At 60.0% G+C, this 11934-nt stretch carries 10 protein-coding genes; 3 read left to right on the forward strand and 7 right to left on the reverse strand.

Translation table 11 applies throughout. From position 1 onward, the window contains the following. Positions 1–333 precede the first annotated feature (333 nt). Positions 334–1572 carry a uracil-xanthine permease family protein gene (locus NMD14_14095; protein ID XEI31891.1) on the reverse strand — a complete coding sequence of 413 codons (1239 nt, stop codon included), beginning with the start codon at positions 1570–1572 and terminating at the stop codon, positions 334–336. A gap of 306 nt (positions 1573–1878) precedes the next feature. Here NMD14_14095 and NMD14_14100 point away from each other — a divergent pair, with 306 nt between their 5' ends. Further along, positions 1879–3261, forward strand: a complete 1383-nt coding sequence (locus NMD14_14100) for a Hint domain-containing protein (GenBank protein ID XEI31892.1) — start codon at positions 1879–1881, stop codon at positions 3259–3261. Then, positions 3258–3599, forward strand: coding sequence for an RT0821/Lpp0805 family surface protein (locus NMD14_14105; protein ID XEI31893.1), 342 nt, complete (start codon positions 3258–3260; stop codon positions 3597–3599). Before NMD14_14100 ends, NMD14_14105 begins: the two co-directional genes overlap by 4 nt. Before the next feature lie 86 nt (positions 3600–3685). On the opposite strand, the gene NMD14_14110 is transcribed toward NMD14_14105, so the two are convergent. Continuing rightward, positions 3686–5401, reverse strand: coding sequence for an NAD-dependent malic enzyme (locus NMD14_14110; GenBank protein ID XEI31894.1), 1716 nt, complete (start codon positions 5399–5401; stop codon positions 3686–3688). 183 nt (positions 5402–5584) lie between these two features. Here NMD14_14110 and NMD14_14115 point away from each other — a divergent pair, with 183 nt between their 5' ends. Further along, the gene (locus NMD14_14115; protein ID XEI31895.1) at positions 5585–6442 is read left to right on the forward strand and encodes a transporter substrate-binding domain-containing protein; all 858 of its coding nucleotides are present in this window, start codon (positions 5585–5587) and stop codon (positions 6440–6442) included. A 90-nt stretch (positions 6443–6532) separates the two neighbouring features. On the opposite strand, the gene NMD14_14120 is transcribed toward NMD14_14115, so the two are convergent. The 5 genes from NMD14_14120 to NMD14_14140 all read right to left on the reverse strand — a co-directional run bounded on the left by NMD14_14120 (position 6533) and on the right by NMD14_14140 (position 11849). Then, the gene (locus NMD14_14120) at positions 6533–6943 is read right to left on the reverse strand and encodes a DNA breaking-rejoining protein (protein ID XEI31896.1); all 411 of its coding nucleotides are present in this window, start codon (positions 6941–6943) and stop codon (positions 6533–6535) included. Between the two features lie 158 nt (positions 6944–7101). After that, positions 7102–8073: a formate dehydrogenase subunit gamma gene (locus NMD14_14125; protein ID XEI31897.1), complete on the reverse strand. Its 972-nt coding sequence runs from the start codon at positions 8071–8073 to the stop codon at positions 7102–7104. Then, positions 8070–8729 (reverse strand): formate dehydrogenase FDH3 subunit beta, encoded by a 660-nt coding sequence (fdh3B, locus tag NMD14_14130; GenBank protein ID XEI31898.1) that lies wholly within the window; start codon positions 8727–8729, stop codon positions 8070–8072. Before fdh3B ends, NMD14_14125 begins: the two co-directional genes overlap by 4 nt. A 4-nt stretch (positions 8730–8733) precedes the next feature. Next, the gene (locus tag NMD14_14135; protein XEI31899.1) at positions 8734–11610 is read right to left on the reverse strand and encodes a formate dehydrogenase subunit alpha; all 2877 of its coding nucleotides are present in this window, start codon (positions 11608–11610) and stop codon (positions 8734–8736) included. Positions 11611–11645: 35 nt separating this feature from the next. Beyond that, positions 11646–11849, reverse strand: a complete 204-nt coding sequence (locus tag NMD14_14140) for a transcriptional initiation protein Tat (protein ID XEI31900.1) — start codon at positions 11847–11849, stop codon at positions 11646–11648. Positions 11850–11934 lie beyond the last annotated feature (85 nt).

The raw sequence follows: 11934 nt of genomic DNA on the forward strand, positions 1-11934 counted from the left end.
ACCGTCTACTGGCACTCAACTTAATAAAAAACCCCGAGGTCGCGATAGGAATGGCCGTCACCGCCACCTCCGCACAGATCAGGGCGTGCGCGACTCACGCTGGGGGCGCGGTAAGTGGCTTATCAAGGATCATGAGATGCGGTGGAGGTTTATGAAAGATCATTCGCCAGTCGTGTAGGTACGTGATAAGGCGGGCCCCTCGCAGTGGGCAGCCAAGGCCACCGCAGTACCGGGTAAAAAAGCCAATAAAAACAATGCCAGTCAGACTTATCTGACTGGCATTCTGCCCAACGGTATCTTCAATAGCGACATGCTTTACCGCAAACGGATCACTCAATCCTTGGCAGCGTCCATCACACCCTCTTCGGAGTGCGCAGGCAGGATCAGGTTGAGCAGGATGGCGGCAACAGATGCCAGGCCAACGCCGGCCAGCGCGAAGTCGCCAATCTTCATCTCCAGCGCACCGACACCGACGGTCAACGTCACGGCGACGATGGCGATATTGCGTGACAGCCCCAGATCCACCTTGGATTCCACCAGCGTCTTGAGGCCGATAGCGGCGATGGATCCGAACAGCAGCAGCATGATACCGCCCATCACCGGCATCGGGATGGAGGTGAGCAGCGCATTGAACTTGCCGAAGAAGGCCAGAATGATGGCAAACACGGCGGCCCAGGTCATGGTGACCGGATTGAAGTTGCGAGTGATCATCACGGCACCGGTCACTTCGGCGTAGGTGGTCACGGGTGGGCCACCGATGAAACCGGCGAAGCAGACGCCGATGCCGTCACCGGCCAGCGTACGGTGCAGACCCGGATCCTTGGTGTAATCCTTGCCAGTCACGCCACCAATCGCCAACACGCCACCGATATGCTCGATACAGGGGGCAATCGCTACCGGCAGCATAAACAGGGCGGCGGCCCAGTTGATCTCCGGGGTTTCGAAGTGAGGCAGCGCCAACCAAGGGCTATTGACCAGACCGTCGAAGTTCACCTGACCCATCAGCACGGCAGAGACATAACCGGCAATCACACCGCACAGGATGGGGATCAGCTTGATCCACCCCTTGCAGAACACCGCTGCAATCAGGGTGACCGCCAGTGAGATACCGGCCAGCGTCAACGCAGTCCCCGCAGGCATCACCTGCTCACCACCGGCACGGCCCATCGCCATGTTGCAGGCAACCTGCGCCACTGAGAGACCGATCACCATGATCACCGGGCCAATCACCACGGGTGGCAGCAATTTGTGTACAAAGCCCATGCCCCGCACGCGAATGAGTGCAGCCAGGATGAAGTACATGAAACCGGCAGCAAACAGGCCAAACATGGTGGATGGCAATCCCCAGGTCTGGGTGGCGTAGATGATAGGGGCGATGAAGGCAAAGCTGGAACCGAGGAAAATCGGGACCTGGCGGCGGGTGCAGAGCTGGAACAACAGGGTTCCCACACCGGCGCCAAGCAGGGCCATGGAGGGGTTCAATCCGGTGAGCAGGGGCACCAGAACCATGGCACCGAAGGCGACAAACAGGATTTGCAGCCCGGCGACACTTTGCTTGACTAAGGAAAACATGGATGTCCTTAATTTTTTGATAACTGATGGGGATATTTATCACTTTTCAGTTATCACAAGACTTTTTCAAGGCACGAAATGAACACAAAATCGTCACTCGTGACCTTTTACTGCTTGGGGAGGGCATGAAACTGGCTTTTTAGGCAGGATTCGTTGCTACAAGCATCGAGTACGCGATTTTACGCATTATTGTGGCGAACGCCAATCGTTTTTCTATCATGTTTATTGTGTTCAGGGTCAAAAATGCCGCCATCCAGAGGGCGATCTATAATAGATACTGTGAATAAAGATGGACAAGGAGTCCCCATGTCACAGCCCCCATTCAAAACCAGCCAGCGCCGATTGCTGATCGGCTCTGCCATCGCACTCGCCCTGTTTGCGAACCCATTCAGTTATGATTTTACCCACAATGAGTGGCAAATGAATCAGGCCTATGCCAAGTCCTGCTTTGTTGCTGGCACCCGCATCACGATGGCCGATGGCTCCATCCGCCCCATCGAAACGCTGCGGGTCGGTGAACAGGTGCTGGATCAGCATGGCGGCAGCAACCAGATCCGGGCGATCGAACGGGTACTGCTGGGAGAGCGCAGGCTATACGGGATCAACAAGCTGCCGCCATTCTTTACCGCAGAGCACCCTCTGCTGACCACTCGGGGCTGGGCGGCCATCTCACCCGCCATGACCCGAACCGAAAACCCGCAACTGACGGTGCTGCCGCTATTTACCGGCATGCAGATAATGTGTCGCCCGGCACATGGCGTGGTGACGGGCAATCTGGCCCTGCAACCCCAACCAGAGTTACTGCTGGTGGAGTCACTCTGCTGGATCGAGGCGCCTCCCACTACCGCACTTTTCAATCTGCTGCTCGATGGCAGCCACAGCTATATCGCCAATGAGCTGATCGTTCACAACAAAGATGGCGATGGTAGCAGTGGGGGAAGCGGCGGAGGCAGCGATGATAGCGGCGGAGGCAGCGATAGCGGCGGTGGCAGCAATAGCGGCGGTGACAGCAATAGCGGCGGTGACAGCAATAGCGGCGGTGGCAGCAACAGCGGCGGTGGCAGCAACAGCGGCGGTGGCAGCGATAGCGATGGGGGCAGTGATGATAGTGGTGGCCAGGGCGAGCATGCTGGCGGTGAACGACATGGTGGCGGTGAACGGCATGCCGGCGGTGAAAAACATGCAGGGGGAGATCGCCATGGCGGCGGTCGCGGACTTGGCAATGGCCTTGATGACAACGGCGTGGATGCCGTCGATGCCAACGGCAACAAACTCAGAGGCGATGGCACTATCGATGACAACGGCGTGGATGCCGTCGATGCCAACGGCAACAAGCTCAGAGGCGATGGCACTATCGATGACAACGGCGTGGATGCCGTCGATGCCAACGGCAACAAGCTCAGAGGCGATGGCACCATCGATGACAACGGCGTGGATGCCGTCGATGCCAACGGCAACAAACTCAGGGGTGATGGCACCATCGATGACAACGACGTGGATACCGTCGATGCCAACGGCAACAAGCTCAGGGGTGATGGCACCATCGATGACAACGGCGTAGATACCGTCAATGCCAACGGCAACAAACTCAGAGGAGATGGCACGGTCGATGATCGCCAGCAAGTGCTTACCGATGAGCAGGAGCGGGCGCTGCTCAACAACGGTTTTCGCCAACAGGGGCAACCATGATGCGATATCTGTTACCACTCCTCCTGCTTGGCCTCGCTGGCTGCGCCACGGTCGACACCCCGCCGCTTTACCATCAGATGGATAAGGCCGATGTTCAACTGGCCAATCAGGCCCTCGCCAAGGCGCTGGAAACCCGCACCAAAGGGCAGAGCCTCACCTGGTTCAATCCGGCCAGCCGTCACTCGGGCAGCGTCACCCCGCTGCGCACCTTCCGCCATACCAGTGGGGAGTGGTGTCGCGACTATCGCGAGCAACTCTATATCGGCAAGGCCAGTCAGCAATGGCAGGATACCGCCTGCCGCAATCAGCAAGGGCGCTGGCGACCACTACGCACTTAATGCGTGACGGGATAAACGAAAGGGGGTAGCAGCGCTCCCCCCCTTGTCATCTTGACCGACCCATTATCTGGGCAGTGGATCCGAGGTTATACCCGACGATAAGGAAGGTAAACCGGCTCCCACATGTGGTTAAGGATATGCTGCTGCAGATCCTGACCGATCAGCGGGTGGGAGGGATCCCGACGCACGATATCCTTGAGCACGGCGGTGGCCACATGCACCGAGATGCTGCGCAGCTCGCGAATGCGCGGATAGACGGCCCCTTTCGCCAAATCCACCTCACTCACGCACTCGGCCAGCGCAAAAGCAGCGGTAGTGAAGATATCGGGCGTGATCTCGCGGATCTGGCTGACGATGGCCGCCAAACCCACTCCGGGGAAGATAAAGACGTTATTGCCCTGCCCGACCCGGAAATCCTGCCCCTCGTAGCTTACATCCTTGAACGGGCTGCCGGTGGCAACGATGGCCTTGCCCTTGCTCCAGCGGTAGATATCTTCCGGCAGAGCTTCACAGTTGGCGGTCGGGTTGGAGAGCGGGAACACCATGGGGCGCTCGCAATGCTGCAGCATCAGCTGGACGTGCTCTTCCTGGAAGGCACCGCCCGATCCGCTGGTCCCCAGCAGCACGGTAATGGGCACATGACGCAGCACATCGGCCAGATTGGCCTTGCCGGGCACCTCGGTGTCCCAGCCAGCCAGCAGCAGCCCCGGTTTGGCGTAACGGCGTTTGTACTCGTCGAGCCCGTCCCGGTTGTCACACACCAGCCCCTGGGTATCCAGAATGTAGATGCGATCGCGGGCCGCCTGCGGTTCCATCCCCTCGCGGATCATCCCCGCGCAGATCTGATCCGCGACGCCAACCCCACCGGCGCCAGCGCCGTAGACCAGATAGTTCTGCTGACCCAGGGTCTCCCCCTTGACCTTGACTGCACCTATGATACCGGCCAGCACCACGGCACCCGTGCCCTGAATGTCATCGTTGAATGACGGCAGCGCCTGCTGGTAGCGAGCCAGATTGTTGAAGGCGTTGGATTTGCTGAAGTCTTCCCACTGCAACACGGCATTGGGGAAGTGGCGCTTGACCCCGGCGACAAATTTGTCGATGAAGTCGTCGTACTCCTTGCCGCGAATGCGCTTGTGGGGCTGACCCAGATACATGGGATCATCCAGCAGTTTCTGGTTGTCGGTGCCTACATCCAGTGCGATGGGCATGCAGCAGGCGGGGTGAATACCGGCCCCCAGGGTATAGAGAGAGAGCTTGCCGATGGGAATACCCATGCCGCCAACACCTTGGTCTCCGATCCCCAGAATGCCCTGGCTATCGGTCACCACAATGATGCGGATCGATTTGGCATCGAAGTGACGAGCCTGACTGCCCATGTCATCCACGTTGCCCGGGGTGATGTAGAGTCCGCGCGGCTTCTGGAAGCGGTGACTGAACTCCTGACACGCCTTGCCCACTGTCGGGGTATAGATGTAGGGGGTCATCTCCTCTACATGGCGTGACAACAGGGCATAGAAGAGGGTTTCGTTACGATCCTGCAGGGCTCGCAGGTTCTGATACTTCTCGATATCGCTACAAGCACTCTTGAACCCTTCGTACACTCGCTCCAGCTGGGCTTCAAAGGTCTGCACCTGAGGTGGCAGCAAGCCATCGAGATCGAAATCGGCCCGTTCCTGTTCGGTAAAGGCGGTGCCCTTGTTGAGATAGCGATTGTTAAGCAGATCAGTGCCGGTCAGTGCAACGGGGCGAAAATCCTGTCCTTGTGCATCTTTCCACAGCAGATATTGTCCGGTAGCCATAGTCATTCTCTTTGATTTACGTGAAATTGCCGTTCGGCAGGAGAGCAAGACTCATAATGAAATCAATCATATGACGTTTATTCAATCGGTTTTGTGAGCTTGGGCATACCCTGCGGCCAAAATAGGCCTTCGGCGGCTCCGACAAGACAAATATTCACGGCAAGAAATGAGACTCATGCTAGCATGGCGGACAACCCAGCCACCCTTCACAGCATCACCGCCGGGAGTGACCCTGATGCCCTCGACTCTGCCAGCCTGTCCCCCCTTCTTCTTGCCATGCGCCTGATCCCGCTACTTTATCTATGGCTGTGCCTGACCTGCCAGTCGGCTCTCGCCGCACCGGGCCGGGTGCTCAACATCATCGTCGGCGAGTGGCCCCCCTTTGTCTCGGAGCAGTCCAAACAGCACGGGCCGGTGGCCCACCTCATCCGCGATCTGTTCAAGGAGGCAGGCTATGAGGTGAAATTCCATTTCGCCCCCTGGGGTAGGGTCTATTCGCTGGCGGCCAACAGCCAGCTCTACGACGCCACCGCCGTCTGGATGTACAAGCCGGAGCGGGAACAGGATTTTCTGTTCAGCGCAGCGGTGCTGCAGGAGCAGTTTGTCTTCTTCTCCCTCAAATCACGGCAGTTACAGGCCGAGCGCCTTGAGCAGATCATCGGCATGCGGTTGGGGGGCGATATCGCCTACAGCTACGGGCCCGAGCTGGACAAGATGGTAGCGGAGGGCAAGGTAAGCCAGCAGCGGGTTACCGATGTGAAGCAGAACTTCGGCAAGCTGCTGCGCGGGCGCATCGACCTCTATCCGCAAGAGCTGCGGGTCGGTCTGGCCGAGTTGCAGAGCCAGCTCGATCCCATCAGCGCCGCGCTCATTACCCACAGCCAGACCCCTTTTCTGCGCAACGACAGCTTCGTGATGTTCCCACGCAAGATGCCGGATTCAGCCAAACTGCGGGATCAGTTCAATCAGCAGTTGCAGCAGGCCATCGCCAGCGGGCGTTATCAGACCTACTTCGAGCAGCTGGCTCGGGGCGAATATTGACCTTGGCGAGGCCAAAACAGAGGGGATAAAACAACGGTGGCGGCCCTTTGTGGCTGCCACCCTTGTGACCATTCTCAGCCACAGCGGGCATTAACCGCTGATGCCTACCTCCAGCTTGAACGAGGTCTTGGCCTTGCTGCTCTCGGCCGCCCCCATCTGGTAGACCCGAATGGTATAAGTGCCCTTGGCGGGCAGGGTCGCCTCAAAGTGGTTCCCTTCGGTGGAGCCGATAAAGATCGCCTCCCCCTTGCTGCCTGGCGGCAGAATATTGAAGTAGGGCTTGCCGGTCAGGATCACCACCATGCTCTGGCCCTTGTTGGCCGTCAGCTTGTAATCGAGGGTCTGGCGGCCCTGAATGGTGCCATTGATAGTTGCCCCTGACTCCCCCTTCTTGAACTGCACCTGCTGGGTTTTGATCCCGTCAGCCGCCTGCGCAACGCCCGCCATGCCACCGAAGAGCGCCGATGCGCATACCGCTGCCAGCCATGCTTTTCTCATCATTTGTCATCCCTTATGTGAATGGAGTCCCTGTTACTCTTGCTCAAGATGGCCAAAAAAACCACTGCTGGTTACTGTCGCGCTCAATCTATTTGCCATCACGATCGACCCGTCATAAAAGGGGCGCCGCAGCGCCCCTCCTTTTTACTCTTTGTCGACCATCAGCTTGATTTGTCCGTCTTGGGCTCATCGAGGGTGTGCTTCACCTCTTCATACCAGAGGTCGTGGTGCTCCTTGGCCCAGGTCTCGTCCACCTCACCTGTCACCATCCCCTCCAGCGCCCCTTCCAGCTGGAACAGGCCCATATAGATATGGAAGATAAAGCCGCAGATAAGGATCAGCGCGCCGACGATATGGATAAAGCTGGCCCACTCCATCTGACGGCGCAGCTGGCCGAAGATGGGGAAATCGAGGAACAGCCCGGTCGCCACCACGATGCCGCCAAACCAGATCAACAGCCAGAAGATCGCCTTCTCGCCGCCGTTGGAGAAGCCCGCCGAAGGGTGGCTTCCCTTGTGCTTGCCCAGCATGCCGCCCGCCTTCATAAACCACTGCACATCCACCATATTGACGATGTTGTGGCGGAACCACTTGATGAGCACCCCCATCAGGCAGAGGAAGAAGAGCGGCCCCACGTAGTTGTGGAATACCTTGGCAAACCAGATCCAGTTCTCCCACACCCCGAGGCTCACCACCGGCTTGATGAAGTACTTGCCGTAGATGATGGCCAGCCCCGACCCGGAGAGGGTCAGAAACATGGCTGCCGTGGTCCAGTGCAGCGCCCGATCCAGCCTGCTCCAGCGCTTGAGCTTGCGCCCGGTGCGCGGTTTGGAGAGCTTGGTCTGCCCCACCACCAGGTACATCAGGCCACACATGGCGAGCGACCCGAAAATAGCGATGGCGCCCAGCGGAGACACCCACTTGGTCTTCACCTCGAACCAGAGCTGGCCCGGCACCGAGATAAGCACCCCGTGCTCCGGCGAGCGGGAGGTAGTCACCCCCTCCTGCCCATCCTTCACCGCCCGCCAGTAGTCGGCGCCGGCAAAGCCGACCGCCTCTTTCTGCGCATCAGCGAAGCCGGGCGCGCTGAACAGCAGCAAGGCCGTCAGCAGCGCTGTCAGCCAGTGTCTCATTGGCCATCCTCCTGCTTGCCAAGCTTGAGCCCCTTGCCTCTGCCATCGTGAGGTTTGCTGGCATCGCGATAGAGCGCCTTATCATCCTCACCCCAACCCGCATGAGGGGCGCCGCGATAGGCGACCCGCTCGCGGAAGATGTCGGAGATCACCTGCGCATCCCCTGCCAGCAGTGCCTTGGTAGAGCAGAGCTCGGCACACATCGGCAGCTTGCCCTCGGCGATGCGGTTGGCACCGTACTTCTGGCGCTCCGCCTCGCTGTGATCCTCTTCCGGGCCACCGGCACAGAAGGTGCACTTGTCCATCTTGCCCCGATCGCCAAAGGCGGCGGTCTTCGGGAACTGGGGCGCCCCGAACGGGCAGGCGAACAGGCAGTAGCCGCAACCGATACAGAGATCCTTGTTGTGCAGCACGATGCCGTCGTCGGTGTGATAGAAGCAGTCGGCCGGACAAACCGCCATGCAGGGGGCATCGGTGCAGTGCATGCAGGCGACCGAGATGGAGGTCTCTCCCGGCAGGCCGTCGTTGAGGGTTACCACCCGGCGACGCTGGATGCCCCACTCGAGGGCATCGTCGTTCTCGTTCTTGCACGCCGTCACACAGCCGTTGCACTCGATGCAGCGCTTGGTGTCACACATGAATTTCATTCTGGCCATGGGATCAGGCTCCTACTTTGCGAAAACGGCACAGGGTGACCTTGGTCTCCTGCATCTGGGTGACCGGGTCATAACCATAGGTGGTGACTATGTTGACCGACTCCCCCAGCACATAGGGGTCAGACCCTTCCGGATATTTGGATCGCAGATCCTTGCCCTCGAAATGGCCGCCGAAGTGGAACGGCATAAAGGCGAGCCCCGGTTTGACCCGCGGGGTCACCAGCGCCTTCACTTTCACCCTGCCCCCTTCCGGCCCCTCGACCCAGACATACTGGCCGTCACGCACACCGACGTCGTTGGCATCCGCCGGGTTCATCTCGACAAACATCTCCTGCTGCAACTCGGCGAGCCAAGGGTTGGAGCGGGTCTCATCACCGCCCCCCTCGTACTCCACCAGACGGCCCGAGGTGAGGATGATCGGGAACTCCTTGCTGACGTCCTTCTCCTGCACCGAGGCGTACTGGGTCGGCAGGCGCCACAGGCTTTTCGAATCAGGCCAGGTGGCGTAGTCGGCCAGCAAGTCGCGGCGCGGGGTGTAGAGCGGCTCGCGGTGCTTGGGCACCTGATCCGGGAAGGTCCACACCACGCAGCGCGCCTTGGCGTTGCCATACGGCACAAAGCCGTGCTTGATGGCGACCCGCTGGATGCCGCCGGAGAGGTCAGTCTTCCAGTTCTTGCCCTCGGCCTCCTTCTTCTCGGCCTCGGTCAGCTCATCCCACCAGCCAAGCTGCTTCATCAGGTCGGCAGTGATCTCGGGATAGCCGTCTTCTACTTCGCTTCCCTTCGGCCAGGACTCTTCGGCCAGCAGCGAGACGCCCTGATACTCGATACCGAAACGGGCGCGGAAACCGCCGCCCCCTTCCGAGACCGGAATGCTGGTGTCGTAGAGGATGTGGCTGCCAGGATGTTTCATCTCCGGGGTGCCCCAGCAGGGCCACGGCAGACCGTACACTTCACCGCTGACCGGGCCACCTTCGGCCTTGAGGTTGGTCTTGTGGAAGGTGTGCCAGTTCTGCTGGTGCGCCTTGAGCCGCTCCGGGCTCTGGCCGGTGTAGCCCACGCTCCACATGCCACGGTTGTATTCGCGGGTGATGTCTTCCAGCAGTGGCTCGTTGTTCTCTACCTTGATGTGCTTGAACAGCTCATCGGCAAAGCCGAGCTTCTTGCTCAGCAGATACATGATCTCGTGATCGACCTTGGATTCGAACAGGGGCTCGATCACCTTGTCGCGCCACTGCATGGAGCGGTTGGTGGCGGTGACGGAGCCATAGGTCTCGAACTGGGTGGTGGCTGGCAGCAGGTAGACGCCGTCGGTGCGATCGTTCATGACGGCGGCGACGGTAGGGTACGGGTCGACAATCACCATCATGTCGAGCTTTTGCATCGCCTTCTTCATCTCGGGGCCGCGGGTCTGGGAGTTGACCGCATGGCCCCAGTAGAACATGGCGCGGATGTTGGAACCCTGCTCGATGAGGTCAGCGTTCTCCAGCACCCCGTCCACCCAGCGGGAGACAGGAATGCCGTTGTTGTTCATCGGCAGCTTGCCGTTGTAGGCCTTGTTGTCAAAGCGGGCCTTGATCCACTCGTAATCGACATCCCACACCCGGGCCCAGTGCTTCCAGGAGCCCTCTTCCAGCCCGTAGTAGCCGGGCAGAGAGTCGGAGGTGACGCCAAAGTCGGTGGCGCCCTGCACGTTGTCATGACCACGGAAGATGTTGGTGCCCGCCCCGCTCTTGCCCACGTTGCCGAGGGCCAGTTCGAGGATGCAGTAAGCACGGGTGTTGTTGTTGCCTGTGGTGTGCTGGGTGCCGCCCATGCACCAGACCACGCAGCCGGGGCGGTTGTCGGCCAGCAGCTTGGCGGCATCGTGCACTTGCTGTTCGTTGAGGCCGGTCACCCGCTCCACTTCCGCCGGAGTCCAGCGCGCCACCTCTTTTTGCACCTCGTCCATGCCGTAGACTCGGGTGCGGATGAACTCCTTGTCTTCCCAGCCGTTCTTGAAAATGTGCCAGAGCATGCCCCAGATAAAGGCGACGTCGGTGCCCGGACGCAGGGAGAGGTACATGTCCGCCTTGGCGGCAGTGCGGGTGCGGCGCGGGTCGACCACCAGGATCTTGCAGCCGTTGCGCTCTTTCGCCAGCAGGATGTGCTGCATGGCGACCGGGTGGGCCTCCGCCGGGTTGGAGCCGATAAACATGATCGACTTGCTGTTGTGCATGTCGTTGAGGCTGTTGGTCATGGCGCCGTAGCCCCAGGTGTTGGCGACCCCGGCGACCGTGGTGGAGTGGCAGATCCGCGCCTGGTGATCCACGTTGTTAGTGCCCCACAGGGACGCCATCTTGCGAAACAGGTAGGCCTGCTCGTTGGAGTGCTTGGCGGAGCCGAGCCAGTAGACGCTGTCGGGGCCGGACTCCTTGCGCAGGCGCAGCACTTCATTGCCTACCTCTTCGATGGCCTGATCCCAGCTGAGGCGCTGCCACTTGCCGCCCACCAGTTTCATCGGGTACTTGAGGCGACGCTCGCCGTGGCCGTGCTCGCGCAGGGCCGCCCCTTTGGCACAGTGACCGCCAAGGTTGAAGGGGTGATCGAAGGCTGGCTCCTGACCGGTCCAGACGCCGTTCTGCACCTCGGCATAGACGCCGCAGCCCACCGAGCAGTGGGAACAGATGGTGCGCTTCACCTCGACCGGCACGTCGGCCGCCACGGTTTTGGCCTCGGCCCGCTGCATCATGGCTGGGGCCAGCCAACCGGCGGCCACGGCGCCACCGGCCACCAGACTTGAGTTGACCATAAAGGCGCGACGGGTCAGCCCCTGACCGCGAACAGCCTCATTGCTCTGCTCGCCCGCCTGGGGCTGCTCGGCACGTTTTGTCAGTTTCATGAGTTCTCCTTCGCTATATTCGGCACTGATCCGGCTCAGTCGGTGCCGCGCAGGGTGCGATAAAAGTCGTGAACATGGGGGGTCTCCCGATAGCCCTGATCAGGCTTGGTATCGTGGGTCAACGCCTCTTTGCTCACCACCCGACCGGCAGCACCGGCCAGTACGCCTATGGTGGCGACCACGCCAACTCCCTTGATCAGATTGCGGCGAGACGGGTCTTTCAGCTGTTCATCGCTCATTCTTGTGACCTCTGTTGTTGTTCTTGCTGGCGCCTGCGCGCCAGCTTCGCGTCCAATGGGATATCTCGTCTGCTCGTTTTGTTAT

Source organism: Aeromonas veronii, from assembly GCA_041319085.1.
GTDB lineage: Bacteria > Pseudomonadota > Gammaproteobacteria > Enterobacterales > Aeromonadaceae > Aeromonas > Aeromonas veronii_F.